Source organism: Streptomyces xiaopingdaonensis, from assembly GCF_000262345.1.
GTDB lineage: Bacteria > Actinomycetota > Actinomycetes > Streptomycetales > Streptomycetaceae > Streptomyces > Streptomyces xiaopingdaonensis.
This window is the reverse complement of sequence record NZ_AJTQ01000356.1, coordinates 66071-84126: the sequence shown is the minus strand read 5'-3', so window position 1 is coordinate 84126 and position 18056 is coordinate 66071. Positions and strand designations below refer to the sequence as shown.

Sequence of the window (18056 nt, the reverse complement as noted above, 5' to 3'; positions counted from 1 at the left end):
ACTACGCGGGCAGGCAGAGGCTGCCCGATCCGCTGGCGAGCGTAAGGTCCCCTGATCTCTCACGCCAAAGCAGCTCCAGCCCAAAGCCGCTCCACCGACCATCTGAGCCCTCTAAACGCGCTGGTGGCCTCACGAAATCCGGCGATCAAGAAACTCTTTCACCCAAGGCTAGGCAACTCTCGGGAGATTCTTAGCTGCCCATTTCTCCACCTCTCGCAGCGCCCTATACCACGCAATCATTGGACCGGCAGCCCAGAGAGACCCACCATATGGCGGCCCGCACACTCCAAATTCACGGGTTTCCGGGTCTGTTTCACACAGCGTGCGCTGATTCGAAAATAGAGGGTATGCCACACGTGCCAAATACTCGCCGGTCGCCTCGAATGCAGGTTCACTGAGCCAATCTTGACCGGCGCGCCGCAATTGTACGTCACAATAGGATCGACTGTGAAGACCGTAACTATTCAGATCGGGAAGTGGGCCGCCAGTGGAGATATCCCAGATTGCTTCGGTGGCGAGGCATTGGACGCTATCCTCCCGGTTATCGGAACCGAGCTCCAGTGACATCCCCTCCCGAATCCCGTAGTCCCTCAAGAGTCGCAAAGATACCTTCGGCAACGGGGGGTACGGATTAGTCAAATCGAACAAGAAGTTCACATCCAACTCTGGGGGAGTGATGAAAATGCCGTCCGTTACTTTGAATTCACCCCAATCCTGTTCGGAGTAGTCTGCGGCAGCTCTATCGCGACCCTCGATCATGCGCGGCATAATCTTCTCGTGTATCATCCAGCGGCGAATCAGCCACTCTAGAAGAGATATTCCATCAATCGCTGCAAGCAGATCATCTTCGATTCGGAGGAGAGGAAGGTTCGCCCGAGCGCAGATCCGATTCTTCAGGAGGTCCCGTCGAATTACGTCCGGGTCCGAGGTGTGTCCTGGGCCGTCAAACTCGAAGGCCCAGATCGCTTCGCTTGAGCTTTGCCTGTGAAGAGTGTAGTCAAAGTGTGCATAGCGGAGAAAACTTCGCTCGCGATTGGAATCTCCCTCACTTGGGGCGAATACGTCTTCAAGTCGAGTCTTGGCGTTGACCCAATAAACCGTATCCCGAGTGGCGATCTCTATAATCCTACGTGTTCGTTTCTCGGATTGATTTTCAAACGCTCGAAGCTCCACGAACCCCTCCGGTCAAAAATAAGAGGCCAGCGACAGGCTAACCAATATATGTGAGCCCCCATGAGTGAAACCCCAGCCCAGCAGGGGAGGGTAGTATAGTTTTCAATTATTGCGTATCAAGAAATTAAGGTAGTGGCGCACCCTCGTCCGACGATGTTGTCCGTCAAAAGTCCCTCCTCGGCTCAGCGCGGTCGTAGAGCTACGGTAGCCGTCCACGCTGACAACGACCGGCTCTTGCGTGTGAAACCGACGTCCAGAGTCCTCCTTGCAAGTCTTACGAGAATCAAGCAGCTCGGTAGCGTGGCTATGCCGGTGGCCGGTGCGGTGAGCCACACGCGCGCCTGGTCCTCCGGCGCTACCGCCGTCGTGGCGGGCTGTCTGTGGCCGAGGTCCAGGCGGGCCGTTGCGGTACAGCAGCGAAGTACAGCAACCCCGGCGACCGTTGGCGTCTGGCGCCGCCTCTCCCGCGCCCCGCAGCAGCCGGTATGACCTCCACCGCCCCATCCATCTCCAGCTTGTAAACAGAAGGTCGTCGGTTCGACTTTGACAGGCGGCTCTGCGGGTTGGAGGCCCATACCAGAACTTTGGAATGGGGCCTCTGTGGCGATGTACAGCAACCGGGGTGATCCTTACCGACCGCTACAGCTCGTCGGGCTGCTCACTTCGCTGTCTATGGGGCCGCCTCGTCCGCTTGCGGGCGAGGCGGCCCCTCATATGTGACAGTCGACGGCGCAGCCGGAGAAGGGCTGAGGCGTCACCTCCGCAGAGTGGTGAGCACCACCATTGCCACAGTGGCTGCGAGTGTGAGCGGCGCGACGAGCGCGGGATTGGGCACGGTGACAACCAGCGCGAGACCTGCCGCTGTCGCGGCAGTCATGGCCTCGTGTACGTCCGAGCGTTCGCCCATCCGGTTTTCCTCCTGTGTCGAGTGCGTGAGACGACGCCACGCACGTATTCGTGGGGTGAATCCTGCGGGTCTGTGCAGGGGCCCCGATGGACGTGCTGAGGATGTGACAGTGGAGGGTTAGCCGCGCAACCCCCTCGAAGTGGCAGCTCGGGGCGGGTTGTCGAAACGCTTGAGGGGCGGCAAGGGAGGTGGAGGGGCGGGCTGTTCCTGTGCGGACCCTCGCGCGCGAGGGTCCCGTGCCCGGCCGCGGGGAACGGAGCCACACGCGACGCGGTGCCTACGGCAACCGCCAAGGCCGCTACAGACCTCTATGACTCTCCGGGACTCTGGCCGAAGCCGCTGGAGAGGCCTTGTACGACTCGCGGATCTCCTCGTCACCCGCCTCCGAGTACACGTCGAAGGTCATCGTGAACTTGGAGTGCAGCAAGACCGGTTGCGCCACCTTGCGGTGCACCTTCATGGCGACCAGCAGCGAGCTGGTGGTGTACCGGGTGTTCCGGAGCGGGATCGTGTGCACGGCGAAGGCCCGGGTGAGGTTCTGAGATTTCGGACCACTGGCACCTGTCGGGGGCGGGCGGCGCAGATCTCGGTCGGAGACCCGTCGTTCTGGTACAGCCTCTGCAGTTCGCCACTGACCAGTCGCCCACCGGCCGCGCACAGCTACACGTCAAATACGGGACAACCTTCGGCCGCCCGCGACTCCCAGGCTCGGTTCCCGAAACGCTAGCGGTTGGGCAACAGGGGGTCGTGCAGGTGCCAGACCAGTTCCCGGCTGCCATGTGGGAGTTCGGCGGTGCCCCACTCTGCTCGCATCACTCCTCGTTCCATTGAGCAGGCGTAGGGCAGGAGGACGAGACCCTCGACGTCGGGACGCCTCAGCAGCTCCGGGATGGTCTTGGACTCTTCAGGCTCCTCCAGGCCAAGGTCGAGTTCAGGTTGCATGGGGCTGGGGCCGTACTCCCGGATCAACTCCGCACGGAGTCCGTACGAGTTGCGAAGGCGGGCGGTCGTCACAGGCACATCCCGCTTGTCGTAGCACAGTGGGTAGAGCAAGCGGCCCTTCACCAGCATGACGGTGCGGCCACGGAGGCGCAGCGGTTCGCCGTAGGGGGCGACTCCTTGGGCCAACTCCTCGTACTGCGCGGCGTACAGGCCATTGCCGTATGCCTCAAGGGTCCGGGTGCGAACCGCCTGATGGCCGTCTCGTGCGCGGTCATGGGCGCGTATGAGACAGGCTGGGATGATGTCGGCGAGCTCGCCTGCGAGTTCGCCGAAGGTGTCCTTCGCCCACTGGCTCACTGAGCCCATGCGCTGTCCCCTCCTCAGCGGTGCAGGCCAGTCCTCGACTGCAACCGTGCAATGGGACGAGGCGCCCTGGAAGAGCGCATCGAGGGCGCGGACGGCGCACAACAGGGGGCATGGACCTACAGGCGACAGAGCTGGATTGCTGTGCACGCGGTACGGCAACTCCGGTAACCGCCGATGTCTTTCGACCCGTCCTCCGCACTCGAGAACGGCTTCACGAACGGAAGACTTCGTACCCGGACGGGCGCGGGGCCTCGGCGGTTCTCGACGGCGGTGGATCGATCGCGCCCTTGGCCGCAACAGGCTGCAGCGACTCGAGCGCTCGGCGCACGTGGCGACCCTGGAGGGACGCCCGTCGTCACGTCAGCAGCAGCCCGGTGACACGCAGCCGTCGCCCGTCCGGCGACGACATGAGCACTGCCCCTCACGCATAAGTCCACCGCCAAGCGTTGGAGCTGTACGTGCACTTGATCGTTCTGCCGGCCGCGTTGGTGGTCGTGGCGCCGTGGTCGCTGTTGCGGCAGTACTGGCCTGCCGAGTAGCAGTTGCCCGAGTTCGAGACGAGCGTGCAGGAGCCGGTGTTGTTCTCGGCGGTGGTGTCCTCGTCGGTGTTGTCCGCGGCCGCGCTGTCGTCGTCGGTGCCGGCCGGCTCGGCGGGGGCCTGTTCGGTGACGGTGACCGTGGGGCCCGGTTTCGGCTTGGCCTTGACGGTTCTGGTGACGGTCGGGGCCGGTTCGGGCGTCGCGGTGGTGGTGACGGTTGCTGCGGGCTTGGCCGTGTCGGTGACGGGCTGTTGCCCGGTGTCTTCGGCGGTCCCGATGAGCAGGCCCGTGAGGAACAGGGCGGAGCCGCCGAGCCATACGAGGACGCGTTTGTGGAGCGGGCGGGTGTCGGGCGGTCTCGGTGCCGGCGGTATCGGGCCGGTGTTCGGGTTGGTCATCTCGTCCCCCCAAGACTGTTTCGGGTGGAGTGACCGTAGTGCTGGGTGAGTTGGGATGTGGAGGGTACGTGAGAGAAGTGATGGTTCTGTGACTATCGGTGGTGACCGGGGAACCGGCGTCTCAGGGCACCAGTACCACCTTTCCCACGGTTCCCCGGCTCTCCAGCGCGCGGTGGGCGGCCGCCGCCCCGGCCAGGGGGAAGCTGTGGACGAGCGGGGTGAGGACGCCCTCGGTGGCGAGGCGTAGGGACTTCTCCTCGAACTCGCGCTTGCGCTCCTGCACTTGGGCCGCGGGGAGGCCGCGCACGGTGATGTCGCCGGTGTCGTCCTGCTCGGCGGTGGCGTCGTCGGCGTTCGGGGAGACGAGGGTGGAGGCGCCGCCGTACGCGTGGTGGATCGCGGAGGGGGCGAGCAGGGTGGTGGCGGTGCGGGCGAGTGCGCCGCCCGGGCCGTCGAAGAGGTGGGTGACGGGGCGGGGCGCGCCGAGAGCGGTGCGGATGGTCTCGGGCCAGTCGGGGCGGTTGTAGTCGACGGCGAGATCGGCGCCGAGGCTGCGGGCGCGGGCGGTCTTCTCCGGGCCGCCGGCGGCGGCGACGGTGCGGGCGCCGCGGTGGTGTGCGTACTGGGTGAGGAGCGCGCCCATCCCACCAGCGGCGGCGAGGACGAGGACCGTGTCGGCTGCGGTGAGTTCGACGCCGTCGAGGACGGTCATGACGGTGCGGCCCGTGCCGATCATCGCGACGGCCTGCGCCGCGGAGAGCGGTTCGGGAACGAAGTGGACGGATTCGACGGGTACGACGGCGAGTTCGGCGTAGCCGCCGGGCGCGCGGCCCAGATGCGCGACGACGCGGCGGCCGAGGAGCGAGGTGTCGACGCCGGGACCGACGGCGTCGACGGTGCCCGCGACCTCGCGCCCCGGGACCGTCGGCAGTTCGGGGAGCGGGAAGGGGCCGAGGGCGCGTCCCTGGCGGATGACGGCGTCGAGCAGGTGGACTCCGGCCGCCTCGACGGCGACGCGGAGGTGGTCCGCCGGCGGCGGCGGGTCGGGCACCTGCTCGTGGACGAGGTTCTCCGCGGGGCCGAAAGCGTGCAGGCGGACGGCGTGCATGGCGGTCTCCGGTGGTGTGGTCGGTGTCGGTCACGTCATCCTGCAACTTGAAGTGCGGTACAGGTAAAGCGTCGGAAGCGCTGTCAGTGGTGGGCGGCAGGATGGTGGGCATGGTGCAGAGGCAGCAGCGAGAGATGCCGGTCGTCCGCAGGCCCGAGTTGGCTCTTCCGCCGCTCTCCCCCTTCGGCGAACGGGAGTTGGGGCCCGAGGGCGATCACGACGGCGTGGCCTTCGAGGACCTGGACCTGAGCGGGCAGTCCGGCGTCGGCACGATGTTCCTCGACTGCGGCCTCTACCGCTGCCGGCTCGACGAGGCGGCGCTGGAGCGGGCCCGCTTCCTCGACTCGCGCCTCGACTCCGTCTCCGGGGTGGGCACGGACCTCGCCGGCGCGCAACTCCGCGACGTGGAGCTGCGGGACGCGCGGCTCGGCGGCACCAAGTTCCAGCGGGCCGCGTTCGATCGGGTGCTGATCCGCGGCGGCAAGCTCGAGTTCCTCAACCTGCGCCAGGCCGAGTTGACCGATGTGTCCTTCGAAGGATGCGTCCTCGTCGAACCGGATTTTTCCGGGGCCCGGTTGCGGAGGGTCTCGTTCGACGGCTGCGTGCTGCGACGGTCGGATCTGACCGGCGCGGAGCTGCAGGACGTCGATCTGCGGGGAGCGGTGGAGCTGGACATCGCCTCGGGGAGCGACCGCCTTTCGGGGGCGGTGATCTCGTCGGTTCAGCTCACGGAGTTGGCGCCGGTGCTCGCGGCCCAGCTCGGGTTGCGGGTGCAGGGGTAGGAGCAACCGGCCCCTGCGGGTGGGTGGTTGGGGTGTGAGGAAGAGCGGCGGTTCGTGAATCGCGACTTGTCCGGGCTCTTCCGACAGACCCGAACACTCTTTACCGCGAAAGTGGAGCGGAGACGTGCGCATGCCGACAGCCGAGGCCGCCGAGCGCACGCCGCCTCGCACGGGACACGCGCTCCGCCCATCCGACGCGGCGCCGCACCACGGGAGGCGGCGCGAGGTGAGCCGGTGGCCTGACGCGTCCTCGTCGAAGGTCCCTCTCGGAGGCGGTCGGCCTCAGGAGAGGTACCCCTCGACCTCCGACTGCGGGCGTACGCGTGCACGGGACGGGTCCTCGCCCGCCTCCTGAGCGGCCCGGCGCTGGCGGAGCAGGTCCCAGCACTGGTCCAACTCCCGTTCCACGTCGGCGAGGGCGGCGTTCTCCTCGTCGCTGCTCAGCTCTCCCTCGGAGAGTCGGGCGCGGAGCCGGTGCTCGTCCTCGACGAGCTGCTGGACTCTGCCGAGGATCTCTGTCTGGGCCCGGTGCTCGCGTTCGTCGGCCACCGGGTCGTTCTGCGGCTCGCCCATCGCGTCCACCTTCCTCGAGCTCTGCGTCCAGCGTAGGAACGCGGCGCGGACCTCGCGATTCGGGTGTGGGTCACACCCGTGGCCGGCGGGCGAGGAGGCCGAGGACGGAGGGGTTGTGGTCGAGCCCCTCGTGCATGTCGGTGAGGTCGGCGACGAGGTCGTGGAGGAAGTCGCGGGCCTCCCGGCGGAGCACCGAGTGGGAGACGACGAGCGGCGGCGCCGTCCTCGCGGCCCAGTCGGCAGTGATCTCGACTGTTCCGAAGCGGCGTACGAACCGCATGCGGTCAGCCGACTCGGTGAAGTCGAGCTCCGCTTCGTAGGGGCCGGGGGCACGGCTGCCGCGCCGGTCGCGGTCGAGCTCTTCCACGATGTCGCTGAGGGCCCACGCGAAGTCGAGGACCGGCACCCATCCCCAGGCTGTGGAGAGTTCTGCCTCCGTGCCGGCGAGGTGGACGTCGCCGCAGAAGAGGTCGTGGCGGAGGGTGCGGACGTCGGCTGCGGCGTAGTCCGTCTGCGGCGGGTCCGGGAAGCGGGGCGAGAGCGAGTAGCCGATGTCGAGCACCGGGGGATGGTTTCACGGCGGACGGCCCGAAGGGACATCGGGACCGCGGGCGCCGGCCGACCCGTGGCGCAGTGGGCCGGCCGGCGCGGCGCACGTCAGACGTTGACGCCGAAGTCCTGCGCGATGCCGGTGAGCCCGGAGGCGTAGCCCTGGCCGACGGCGCGGAACTTCCACTCCTCGCCGTGCCGGTACATCTCGCCGAAGACCATCGCCGTCTCCGTCGCCGCGTCCTCCGAGAGGTCGTAGCGGGCGATCTCGGACTGGTCGGCCTGGTTGATGATCCGGATGAAGGCGTTCCGCACCTGGCCGAAATTCTGGCTGCGCGACTCGGCGTCGTAGATCGACACCGGGAAGACGATCTTGTCCACCTCGGCGGGGAGGGAGGCGAGGTTGATGTTGATCTGCTCGTCGTCGCCCTCGCCCTCACCGGTGACGTTGTCGCCGGTGTGCACGATGGTCTGGTCCGGTGTTGCCGTGTTGTTGAAGAAGACGAAGTGCTGGTCCGAGTAGACCTTGCCGGCCTCGTTGACGGCGATGGCGCTCGCGTCGAGGTCGAAGTCGGTACCCGTGGTGGTGCGCACGTCCCAGCCGAGGCCGACCGTGACGGCGCCCAGGCCCGGTGCCTCCTTGGTGAGCGAGACGTTGCCGCCCTTGGACAGGCTTACAGCCATGGGGTGCCCTTCTGTCAGTTCGCTTGCCCGGAGTCTCCGGGATCGAGGGTCGAGGGAGGCGCACCGGCGGAACGCCGCCCTGTCCTCCTCAACGCCCCCCGGGCGGCGACGGGTTCCAGAATCTTTGCGTTCTTTACGCGCCGTTGTCGGCGAGCCGCCCGGGGTCGCGCGCAAATGCGGATGACGGACGCACGCCGGAGCGGGACCATGGACGCATGTCAGGGCCGTATGTCATACGAGGCTCGGTGGTGCTCCCCGAGTCGGAGCTGAACTGGCGCTTCTCGCGCTCCTCGGGGCCGGGCGGCCAGCACGTCAACACCGCCGATACCCGCGTCGAGCTCCGCTTCCCGCTGGCGCGCACCGAGGCCCTGCCTCCGGTATGGAAGGAGCGGGCGCTGGAGCGCCTCGCCGACCGGCTGACGGAGGACGGCGTCCTCGTCGTCCGCGCCGACCAGCACCGCTCGCAGTGGCGCAACCGCGAGACCGCCGCCGTCCGCATGGCCGCGCTCCTCGCCGAGGCGACGGCGCCACCGCCACCACCCCGCCGGAGGAAGCGCACGCCCCGCCGCGTCAACGAGCGCCGCCTGCAGGAGAAGAAGCGCCGGGGCGACCTCAAACGCGGCCGCTCCAGGGGCGGTGGCTGGGACTGAGCGCCGGGCCCCGCTACCCGAGCGCCCGGTAGTTGCTGCGGTAGTACACGAGCGGGGAGCGGTCCTCCTGCCCGAGGCGGGTGGCGAGGACGCGGCCGACGACGAGCGTGTGGTCTCCCGCGTGCACGCGCTGCTCGGTGCGGCACTCCACGGCGGCGAGCGCGCCGTCGACGAGCGGGGCGCCGCTCATCTCCCCGACCGTGTGGGGGAGTTCGCGGAAGAGGAGGCGGTCGCTGAGGCGCCCCTTCATGGCGAAGCGGCCGGCGACCTGGCGCTGCTCGTCGGTGAGGAGCGAGACGGCCCAGTGGTCCTGGCGTTCGAGCAGCTCGTCCATCCGGGAGTCCGTGCGCAGGCTGACGAGGACCAGCGGCGGTTCGAGGGAGACGGAGAGGAACGCCGTCGCGGTCATGCCGACGTCGCTGCCCGAGGTCCCCTCCTCCGGGTCGTGCGCCGTGGCCAGCACGACGCCGGCGGCGAGCCGCGCCATCGCGGCCCGGAACTGCTCATCGCTCACCCCTTCAGGATGGGGTATCGCCGCCGAGCCCCGACCGTCCCCCGCGGGGGACTCGTCGGACTCGGAGTTCGTCTGCTGTTGCACTGCATGGGACACGTGAGCAACGCTAACGACCGCGCTGACCATACGGAATCGGCCTCGGGTACCAGAGGTCCCAGGACCTTCGGCCGGTCCGCGGCGGTGGCGCACCGCCCTTCGGCCGCGTCGACGGCCGGATTCCAAGGCGGAGCGGTTTCCGTCCCCGGCGCTCCACGCTCCGCGGTCAACTGACTCCGCATCGTTGTGACTTGAGTCACAGACAGGGGTTATTGTTGACCCTGAGTACCGAGTGAACAGCTCGCTGTGATTCAGTGGCCGGTGGCAGTCGGAGTGACATCCCACGAGTACCTGGAGTTCGCGAACGTGGCTCAGGGGGGAGGGCGATGGAGACCGAGTCGGAGCCCTATGTCCGCCTCGCCAGTCTGCGGCAGCTTCACCATGCGCTGGCACGGCTCAACACCGCCCGCAGCCTCGCCGACACCCTCCAGTGCGTCGCCGACGGCGTCGTCGACTGCATAGGGTTCCAGCTCGCCGCGGTGAACCTCGTGCGCGGGGACGGCGACCTCGTCGTCGCCGCCGTCGCGGGGAGCGACGCGGCCGAGGCCGTGATGAGCGGCAGGGTCGGCTCCCGCGACGCGTGGGAGCGGCGCCTGGGGATGGGCGAGCGCTGGGGCGAACTCGTCTTCGTCCCCTACGCCGAGGGCTGGGTGCTCGACGGGGACGACGTGCCGGAGTGGCACACGGCGGGGCCCGCGCCGCGCTTCCCCAACGAGTGGCACCCGATGGACCGGCTGATGGCCCCGCTGTGCACCTCGGACGGCGAGCTGATCGGCGTCCTCACGGTCGACCGTCCCGTCAACGGGCGGCGCCCGGGCGCCTGGGGCTGCGAGGCGCTCCAGATGTACACCTCGCAGGCGGCGATAGCCATCAGCAACGCACGGCTGCGCTCCAACATGCAGCGCGCCCTGGTCAGGCTCGAACGCGAGCAGCAGGCGCTCCGTGCGAGCGAGGAGAGTTTCCGCCAGGCGTTCGAGTACGCGCCGAGCGGCATGGCCGTCGCGGAGATGGGAGGCGACCAGCACGGCCGCCTCGTCCGCGCCAACGACGCGCTCTGCCGCCTGCTCGGGCGCCCGGCGGCGGCGATGCGCCGGTACTCCTTCTCCGATCTCGTCCACCCCGAGGACATAACCACGCTGCTGCGGACGTCGGCCGAGGGCGGCCGGGCCGAGCTGCGGCTCTCGCGCAGGGACGGTTCCTACGTGTGGGTCTCGCTGCGGAACTCCGTCGTCGCCGACACCGCGGACGGGCCGCGCCTCCTCCTCACCCACGTCGAGGACATCGAGGAACGCAAGCGGCACGAGCTCCACCTCGCGCACCGCGCCAGCCACGACTCCCTCACCGGCCTTCCCAACAGCGCCGAGTTGCGGTCGCGCCTCTCCAGCAGGCTGTGCAACCGCCCGAGCCCGGCGCTGGCACCTGCGGAGGCGTACGGCTGGGCCGAGGAGGAGGGCGCCGGTTTCGAGCCGCGCTATTCCCTCGACGCGCAGGGGTTCCCCGAGGTCTACCCGTTCGAGCCGCCCGAGGGCGCGCCCGCCGAGGCGCCGTCGCCGCTCTCGCCGACGCCCCACCATGTCCACGCCGAACCTCCGGAGGAAGGACCCGACGGGCGGAAGGGGCTCGCCGTCCTCTTCTGCGACCTCGACGGGTTCAAGTCGATCAACGACCGGCACGGCCACCACTGCGGCGACGCCGTCCTCATCGAGGTCGCCAACCGCCTCACGGCCGGGGTCCGCGAGAACGACACCGTCGCGCGCCTGGGCGGCGACGAGTTCGTGGTCCTCGCCGACGGGCTCGGTCCCGCCGAGGCGCAGGACCTCGCCGTGCGGCTGCGCAACGCGATCATCCCGCCGATCCGGGTCGACGGCGGCAGCGTCCGCGTGGGCGCGAGCTTCGGCATCGGCTGGGCGCAGTGCGGCATGACGGCCGACGAGGTGCTGCACTCCGCGGACCAGCGGATGTACGTCGAGAAGCGGTCCCGTTCCAAGGGGCAGCGTCGGGCCGGCTAGCGGATGCGGGCCGGGGGCGCCGCGTCGCCTAATGTGGCTGCCGCACAGGGGAGTTCGTCCGTGTGGGGGCGACGCGGTGCGGGGGTGTGGGGGTTCTGTGGGGATGTGAGGTTCGCCGCTGTCCCGCGTGGGATGCGGGGGCCCGGGTGAGGCTCTGCCCAACGTCCGTATGGTGCACGTACGTCGCTCGTTGTTGTTCACAGAGCGGCTTTGTCTGATCGTTCCGTGTTGGCCTGATGGCCGCCCCGGAGAGGTAGGCTCAGCCGGATACCAAAGCAGTGGGGAGTGAAGGGGATGACCGCCGAGAACAACGGCTCGGGTTCGGCGCCGGAGGGCGACGACCCGTTCGCCTACCTGTACAGGCAGGAGGGCGCCGCGGGCTCAGCGGGCCAGACGGCTTCCCAACCCGGCGTCCCCAGGCGCTCGTACAACCAGGTCCGCGCCGTCGGTGAACGGCAGTACGGCCAGGCCCAGTCGGGCGCACCCGGCCCGGCCCAGCAGCCCAACGCGCACTACGCGGCCCCCGAGACGATGCCGGGCGGCCGTGCCGCCGCCCGTCAGGAGGGGCAGCCGCAGCGCGGCGGCCGGAACCGCACCGGCCTGTTGATCGGGGCGATCGCCGTGGTCGCGGCCGTCGTCGTCGGTATCGGTGCGGCCGTCCTCTTCAACAACGACGAGAGCGCTCCGCCCGAGCAGCAGGCGGGCAGCGGCCAGACGGACCAGCCCAGCGAGGAGGAGCCCGAGCAGGACACCGCGGGCGGCGACGACAAGAAGCCCCCGCAGGAGCTCCCCAAGGAGGACGCCGCAACGCTCCGGCTCGACGGCGGCGCCGTCCCGGCGAAGGACGTCGCGGACGCACAGGCGCGCGGCGGTACCTACGTGGGCGGCATGGACAAGCCCGGCGCCTCGGTGACCTGGGAGCTCAAGGACATCCCGAAGGACGGCAAGTACACGCTCTTCGTGCGGTACGGCGTCCCGGGCGAGGACGCGGACGCCACGCTCGCGGTCAACGGCAAGCCCAGCTCGCAGAAGCTCAACCTCTCCAACTTCGCCGGTGCCGACAAGGGCGAGTGGGACAAGGGCTGGACGCGCACCTTCTCCTGGATCGACCTGAAGAAGGGCGAGAACGCCGTCACCATCTCCTGCGGCGACGGCAACACCTGCAACTTCAACCTCGACCAGATGTGGCTCAAGGGCGGCTGGGTCAAGCAGTGACCGGCGGGCCGCTGCCCCGCCGCGGCGCGCACCCGCTCGGCTAGAGTCGCTCGCGTGCCCGCCATACCGCGCCTCATCGACTGCGAAGAGATCCGCCACACGTCACAGGGGCTGGCGCTCCCCGCGCTGCTGTGGCGGGCGGGGCCCGGGTGGCGGATGGCGTCGAGCGCCGTGGTGGGCGGGGGGATCGGCGAGCGCGGCTGGTTCCTCAACGCGCAGGTGCAGCACGGGTATCGGCGGCGCGACCCGGAGGCGCACCTCCGGGAGATCGCCGCGGCGCACGTGGCGGGCGAGGGCGTCGCGATGATGACGGCGGCGGAGATCTCACGCGCACGCGGGCACGCGGCCGACGGCGGTGCCGAGGCGCTGGTGACCGCCGGGGTGGGCGTCGCCGGCTGGGCCGCGGTCCCTGCCGGAGCCGCCGTGGCGCCGAGCGGGCCCGGTACCGTCAACATCCTCGCCGCACTGCCGGTGCCGCTCTCCGACGCGGCGCTCGTCAACGCCGTCGCGACGGCCACGGAGGCGAAGGTGCAGGCGCTCGTCGAAGCCGGATACGAGGCGACGGGCACTCCGACCGACGCGGTGTGCGTGGCGGCGCCGACGCTCCCCGCGCGGGCTGACCCGTGGGCGACTCGAAGCGCCGCCACCGGAGTTCGGGCCCGGGTGCCTCGTCATGCCTCGCGGGCGCCGAACCGCAGCCCCGGCGGTGAGCGCCACGCCGTGGCGGACAGGCGCCCCGCCGGATCTCCGGGGACGGCCCGTGCCCAGGCGGCCGAGCCCGGGGCCGTCCAGTTCGCCGGCCCGCGCTCGGAGTGGGGCGCACGGCTCGCGCGGGCGGTCCACGAGGCGACCGCCGAAGCCCTGGTGCGGTACGCGGCCGTCCGGGACGCGCGTACGAGGACGTGACCTGACCATGGCATCCGTCCATGGCCGGGCCCTCCGCCGGGTCCAACCACCGCTGCCGACCGTCCTGTTGACGTCGTAGCGTGACGTTGTCGCCACGCAGGGGCACGGGTGCGTCTTCGAGAAGCGGGATGCCCTGATTTCTCCCACGATGGAGTCGATACGGCTTCTGCCCGTGGATGCCGCGGCCCCGGGCCGTGGAGCGCCGCGGTGGAAGACACTGCCCGCAGTGCTCGGAGGTAGAACCCATGGCTGAGAAGAGCGACAAGAGCCCGCAGGACCGCGGTACGACGACGATCTCCGACACCGTCGTCGCCAAGACCGCCGGGATCGCGGCGCGCGAGGTGTCCGGCGTCCACGCCCTCGGCGGAGCCGCTTCGCAGATGATCGGGGCCGTCCGCAAGCGCGTCGGCGGAGGCACCGACGTGACGCAGGGCGTCTCCGTGGAGGTCGGCCAGACGCAGGCCGCCGTGGAGATGAGCATCGAGGTCGACTACGGCGAGCAGATCCACAAGGTCGCCCAGCATGTGCGGCAGCGGGTCGTCCAGCGCGTCGAGACGATGACGGGGCTGGAAGTGGTGGAGGTCGACATCACGGTGACCGACGTCTACGTCGAGGGCGAGGACTCGCAGCAGAGCCAGCAGAGCCAGCAGAGCCAGCAGGGCCAGCAGTCGCAGGAGCAGGGCCGCTCGCTCCGCTGAGCGCGCCGTGCCGCCGGTGGGGCGGTCCCCTTCGGGGGTCGCTCCGCGGTCGGCTGCGCGGTACAGCCAACGGGCCCGTCGTGTACGGGTGTTCCCTTCCGGGACCGGCGACGTCCCGGCCTCCCCAGGAGGCGGTCGATGCAGAGCATGAAAGGACTGCTCGGCGGACTCGAACCCGAGCAGCGCGAGCGGTTGCGGACGCTCGGCACCGAGGTCGCCTTCGCGCCGGGGGCGGAGATCTTCGAGGAGGGGGCGAGGGCCGACCGCTTCTGGATTCTCCGCAGCGGCTCCGCCGTCCTCGACCTGCACGTGCCGGGCCGCCGCCGGGTCGTCATCGACACCGTGCGGCAGGGCGAACTCCTCGGCTGGTCCTGGCTCTTCCCGCCCTACGTCTGGACGCTCAACGGCGAGGCGGCGACCTCGGTACGCGCCCTGGAGTTCGACGCGGAGGAGGTGCGGCAGCTCTGCCGCGAGGACCCGGCGCTCGGTCAGGCGCTCGTCTGGGCCGTCGCCTCCGTCATCGGCGACCGCCTGCGCCGCTCCCGCAGCCGCCTCCTCGACCTCTTCGGCCCGTACGCGCCGCAGGACCGCACGGAGGAGGACGGCGACTAGCGCGTCAACGCGCCGGCGCACACCGGGTGTTCACGCGGGCCCGCGCTCAACCGCGCACGCCGCCCCCGACGCAGAGCGGGCTCACCCGGCCCTCCAGCATCGCCGCGAGGCCGTTGACGGCGCAGAGCTGGGGCTCCTCCGCGATGTGCACGGTCATCCCCGTCGTCTGGCGGATGCGCTCGTCGAGCCCGGGGAGGACGGCGCTGCCGCCGGCGAGAACCATCCCGCGCTCGGCGAGGTCGGCCACGAGGTCGGGAGGGCAGCCGAGGAGGACGGACCTGATCGAGTCGGAGAGGTTCGCCAGCGGCAGCGCTACCGCGGTGCGGATGTCCTGCGGGTTGACGCTGACGCTCCGGGCGAGCCCGCTCACGACGTCGCGGCCGATCACCTCGGCGATCTGCGCGTCGGACTCCTCCCCTGCGAGGGCGAGTTGGAGCGGCCGCACGGCCTCGCTCGGCAGCAGCAGCTCGTGCTGGTTGCGCAGGTGCTGCACGACGGCGTGGTGGACGGTGTCCCCGCCGAGCCGCACGGTGTCGGAGGCGACGATGGCGCCGAGCGACAACACGGCGACCTGCGTGCTCGCCGCGCCGCACACCAGGATCATCGTCGCCTCCGGCAGCTCGACCGGCAGCCCCGAGCCCACGGCCGCGGCCGTCGGCGAGTCGACGAGTTCCACCCGCCGGGCCCCGACCCCCGTGAGCGTCTCCACGGCGGCCCTGCGCGCGAGCGGGTCGGCGTCGTGCGGGACCACGGCGGCGGCGCGGACGAGCGCACGCCGTCTGCGCAGCCCCCGCAGCTTGGTGCCGACGAGCGCACGCAGCATCCGCTGCGCCATGTCGATGTCGACGACGGTGCCACCGGCGACGGGGCGTACCACCCGGATGTGCGGCGGCGTCCGCCCGTCCATCCGCTCGGCTGCCTCGCCGACCGCGATCAGTGTTCCCGAGAGGGTGTTGACGGCGACCGCGGACGGCGCGTCCACGATGAGCCCGGACCCCTTGACGTAGACGCGGGTGCGCGAGGCGCCCATGTCGACGGCGACCGAGCAGCGCCGCAGGTTCTCCAGCGTGGGGCTCATCCGAATCTCCTTGCGCGAGTACCCCCGCGTGTTCCGTCAGGGCGGAGCCGGGAGGCGTCGGAGGGCGGTGCGGTGGTCGCGCCTGGCGGCCACATCGCCATCCTGGGCAGCCCGTGCTGCGGGCGCGCGGCGGAGTGGTCCGGTCGGGCGAGAACCGGACCCCCGCTGCGGCGCGCTACTCGACGGAGGCCGGGAACGCGGACTCATCCGCGGTTCCCTCCTCGCTGAACTGCGTGCGGTACAGCTCCCGGTAGCGCCCGCCGAGCGCGAGGAGCTCCTCGTGCGTGCCGCGCTCGACGATGCGCCCCTCCTCCAGTACGAGGATCTGGTCCGCGGCGCGGACGGTGGAGAGACGGTGTGCGATCACCACCGAGGTGCGCCCCTGGAGCGCCTCGGTGAGCGCCTCCTGGACGGCGGCCTCGGAGGTGGAGTCGAGGTGCGCCGTCGCCTCGTCGAGGATCACCACCTGGGGCTGCGCGAGCAGCAGCCTCGCGATGGTGAGCCGCTGCCGCTCTCCCCCGGAGAGCCGGTACCCGCGCTCGCCGACGAGGGTGTCGAGCCCGTCGGGGAGCGCGGCGACGAGGCCGTCGAGGCGGGCGCGGCGGAGCGCGGACCACAGCTCCTCGTCCGTGGCGCCGGGGGCGGCGAAGACGAGGTTGGCGCGGATCGTGTCGTGGAAGAGGTGGCCGTCCTGGGTGACGAGGCCGAGGGTGCGGCGCAGCGAGGCGGCGGTGAGGTCGCGCACGTCGCGCCCGCCGAGGCGGACGGCACCGGCGTCGACGTCGTAGAGACGGGGCGGAAGCGAGGCGAGGGTGGACTTCCCCGCTCCGGAGGAGCCGACGAGCGCGACCATCTCGCCGGGGGCCGCGCGGAAGCTGACGTCGTGGAGGACGCGCTCGCCTCCGCGGGTGTCGAGGACGGCCACCTCCTCCAGGGAGGCGAGGGAGACCTTCTCGGCGGTCGGGTAGGCGAAGTCGACGTGGTCGAACTCGACGTCGGCCGGGCCCTCTTCGGCGTCGACGGCGTCGTCGCGCTCCTCGATCAGCGGCCTGAGGTCGAGCACTTCGAAGACCCGCTCGAAGCTGACGAGCGCGCCCATCACCTCGACCCTGGCTCCCGCGAGCGCGGTGAGCGGGGCGTAGAGGCGGGTGAGCAGCAGCGCGAGCGAGACGACGGTGCCCGCCTGGAGGGCGCCGCCGAGCGCGAAGAGCCCGCCGAGCCCGTAGACGAGCGCGAGCGCCAGCGCGGAGACGAGCGTCAGCGCGGTGATGAAGAGGTGCTGCACCATCGCCGTCCGCACGCCCAGGTCGCGTACGCGGCCCGCCCGTTGGGCGAACTCGCGGGACTCCTCGTCCGGGCGGCCGAAGAGTTTCACGAGGGTGGCGCCCGGTGCGGAGAACCGCTCGGTCATCCGCGTGCTCATCGTCGCGTTGTGCTGCGCCCGCTCCCGCTCCAGCCGGGCCAGGCGGCTGCCCATCCGGCGCGCGGGGATGACGAAGAGCGGGAGGAGCACCAGCGTCAGCAGGGTGATCTGCCAGGAGAGGCGGAGCATCACGCCGAGCGTCAGCAGCAGCGTCACGAGGTTGGCGACGACGTCGGAAAGGGTGCTGCTGAAGGCGCGTTGGGCGCCGATGACGTCGTTGTTGAGCCGGCTGACGAGGGCGCCTGTGCGGGTGCGGGTGAAGAACGCGACCGGCATCCGCTGCACGTGGTCGTAGACGGCGGTGCGCAGGTCGAGGATGAGCCCCTCGCCGATCCGGGCGGAGAGCCACCGGGTGACGACGCCGACCCCCGCTTCGGCGACGGCGATCAGCGCGATGAGGCCGGCGAGTCGGAGCACGGTGCGGCCGGGGCTGCCGTCGACGATCGCGTCCATCACCTCGCCCGCGAGGAGCGGTGTGGCGACGGTGAGGGCGGCGAGGAGGCTGCTGAGGACGAGGAAGGCGAGCATGCGGCGGTGGTGGCGTGCGGCGAAGCGGTAGATGCGCCGCAGCGTGGTGCGGGAGAGGCGGCGTCGGCCGGGTCCTTCGTCGTCGGGGGTGCGGGTCTGGGAGAGGGCGTGCCACGCCGTCATCTCCATGCTCATGAGGGCCTCCGGTACGTGGTGCGGTCGGTGCGCCGCTGGTCTGTCGGCTCGCCGAGAGTAGAAGTTGAAGTTCTGTTCAAGTCAACGTGCGTACCGCGACACCCCCAACCGTCCGTGTGAGCAGACGGGTTGGGACCTTCGGCCGAGGCGGTGCGGACAGGTGGACGGGCC

Annotated in this window: 18 protein-coding genes; 8 read left to right on the top strand and 10 right to left on the bottom strand. The window is 70.3% G+C overall.

What is annotated here, in order from left to right; all coding sequences use genetic code 11:
• Nucleotides 1-168: 168 nt before the first annotated feature.
• A complete protein-coding gene (locus tag UWG_RS32445) occupies nt 169-1173 on the bottom strand; it encodes a DUF2726 domain-containing protein (protein WP_078495753.1) in 1005 nt (334 codons plus the stop codon).
• A gap of 1257 nt (nt 1174-2430) precedes the next feature.
• Between UWG_RS32445 and UWG_RS33215 the strand changes: the two genes are divergently transcribed.
• Nucleotides 2431-2622, top strand: a complete 192-nt coding sequence (locus UWG_RS33215; RefSeq protein WP_016910335.1) for a hypothetical protein — start codon at nt 2431-2433, stop codon at nt 2620-2622.
• A gap of 181 nt (nt 2623-2803) precedes the next feature.
• Here the strand turns inward: UWG_RS33215 and UWG_RS0127095 are convergent, their stop codons facing one another.
• From UWG_RS0127095 to UWG_RS0127085, 3 genes are all read right to left on the bottom strand, one after another.
• Nucleotides 2804-3388: a hypothetical protein gene (locus UWG_RS0127095; protein ID WP_016910334.1), complete on the bottom strand. Its 585-nt coding sequence runs from the start codon at nt 3386-3388 to the stop codon at nt 2804-2806.
• A gap of 421 nt (nt 3389-3809) precedes the next feature.
• Complete coding sequence (locus tag UWG_RS0127090; RefSeq protein WP_016910333.1) at nt 3810-4325, bottom strand: hypothetical protein; 516 nt, start codon at nt 4323-4325, stop codon at nt 3810-3812.
• Nucleotides 4326-4446: 121 nt separating this feature from the next.
• Complete coding sequence (locus UWG_RS0127085) at nt 4447-5433, bottom strand: alcohol dehydrogenase catalytic domain-containing protein (protein WP_016910332.1); 987 nt, start codon at nt 5431-5433, stop codon at nt 4447-4449.
• 110 nt (nt 5434-5543) lie between these two features.
• On the opposite strand from UWG_RS0127085, the gene UWG_RS0127080 reads away from it, so the two are divergent.
• The gene (locus tag UWG_RS0127080; RefSeq protein WP_237720305.1) at nt 5544-6215 is read left to right on the top strand and encodes a pentapeptide repeat-containing protein; all 672 of its coding nucleotides are present in this window, start codon (nt 5544-5546) and stop codon (nt 6213-6215) included.
• A 282-nt stretch (nt 6216-6497) separates the two neighbouring features.
• On the opposite strand, the gene UWG_RS0127075 is transcribed toward UWG_RS0127080, so the two are convergent.
• The 3 genes from UWG_RS0127075 to UWG_RS0127065 all read right to left on the bottom strand — a co-directional run bounded on the left by UWG_RS0127075 (nt 6498) and on the right by UWG_RS0127065 (nt 8021).
• Complete coding sequence (locus UWG_RS0127075; protein ID WP_016910330.1) at nt 6498-6788, bottom strand: DUF2630 family protein; 291 nt, start codon at nt 6786-6788, stop codon at nt 6498-6500.
• A 70-nt stretch (nt 6789-6858) separates the two neighbouring features.
• Entirely contained in the window at nt 6859-7350 is a 492-nt protein-coding gene (locus UWG_RS0127070) for a hypothetical protein (protein WP_016910329.1), read from the bottom strand.
• Between the two features lie 95 nt (nt 7351-7445).
• Nucleotides 7446-8021, bottom strand: coding sequence for a TerD family protein (locus UWG_RS0127065; protein ID WP_016910328.1), 576 nt, complete (start codon nt 8019-8021; stop codon nt 7446-7448).
• A gap of 215 nt (nt 8022-8236) precedes the next feature.
• Here UWG_RS0127065 and arfB point away from each other — a divergent pair, with 215 nt between their 5' ends.
• Nucleotides 8237-8671, top strand: a complete 435-nt coding sequence (arfB, locus tag UWG_RS0127060; RefSeq protein WP_029391810.1) for an alternative ribosome rescue aminoacyl-tRNA hydrolase ArfB — start codon at nt 8237-8239, stop codon at nt 8669-8671.
• Nucleotides 8672-8684: 13 nt separating this feature from the next.
• Here arfB and UWG_RS0127055 read toward each other — a convergent pair whose 3' ends face one another.
• Nucleotides 8685-9269, bottom strand: a complete 585-nt coding sequence (locus tag UWG_RS0127055) for a flavin reductase family protein (protein WP_033196400.1) — start codon at nt 9267-9269, stop codon at nt 8685-8687.
• A gap of 338 nt (nt 9270-9607) precedes the next feature.
• On the opposite strand from UWG_RS0127055, the gene cdgB reads away from it, so the two are divergent.
• The 5 genes from cdgB (at nt 9608) to UWG_RS0127030 (ending at nt 14721) form a co-directional block, all read left to right on the top strand.
• On the top strand, nt 9608-11290 hold the full coding sequence (gene cdgB, locus UWG_RS0127050) for a diguanylate cyclase CdgB (RefSeq protein WP_016910325.1): 1683 nt from the start codon (nt 9608-9610) through the stop codon (nt 11288-11290).
• A 294-nt stretch (nt 11291-11584) separates the two neighbouring features.
• Nucleotides 11585-12505 (top strand): hypothetical protein, encoded by a 921-nt coding sequence (locus UWG_RS0127045; protein WP_016910324.1) that lies wholly within the window; start codon nt 11585-11587, stop codon nt 12503-12505.
• Between the two features lie 54 nt (nt 12506-12559).
• On the top strand, nt 12560-13411 hold the full coding sequence (locus UWG_RS34165; protein WP_016910323.1) for an adenosylcobinamide amidohydrolase: 852 nt from the start codon (nt 12560-12562) through the stop codon (nt 13409-13411).
• A gap of 245 nt (nt 13412-13656) precedes the next feature.
• Nucleotides 13657-14109 (top strand): Asp23/Gls24 family envelope stress response protein, encoded by a 453-nt coding sequence (locus UWG_RS0127035; RefSeq protein WP_016910322.1) that lies wholly within the window; start codon nt 13657-13659, stop codon nt 14107-14109.
• Between the two features lie 138 nt (nt 14110-14247).
• A complete protein-coding gene (locus tag UWG_RS0127030) occupies nt 14248-14721 on the top strand; it encodes a cyclic nucleotide-binding domain-containing protein (RefSeq protein ID WP_016910321.1) in 474 nt (157 codons plus the stop codon).
• 46 nt (nt 14722-14767) lie between these two features.
• On the opposite strand, the gene UWG_RS0127025 is transcribed toward UWG_RS0127030, so the two are convergent.
• Both UWG_RS0127025 and UWG_RS0127020 read right to left on the bottom strand, forming a co-directional pair.
• Nucleotides 14768-15799 (bottom strand): rod shape-determining protein, encoded by a 1032-nt coding sequence (locus UWG_RS0127025; protein WP_016910320.1) that lies wholly within the window; start codon nt 15797-15799, stop codon nt 14768-14770.
• A gap of 175 nt (nt 15800-15974) precedes the next feature.
• Complete coding sequence (locus UWG_RS0127020; protein ID WP_016910319.1) at nt 15975-17885, bottom strand: ABC transporter ATP-binding protein; 1911 nt, start codon at nt 17883-17885, stop codon at nt 15975-15977.
• Nucleotides 17886-18056 lie beyond the last annotated feature (171 nt).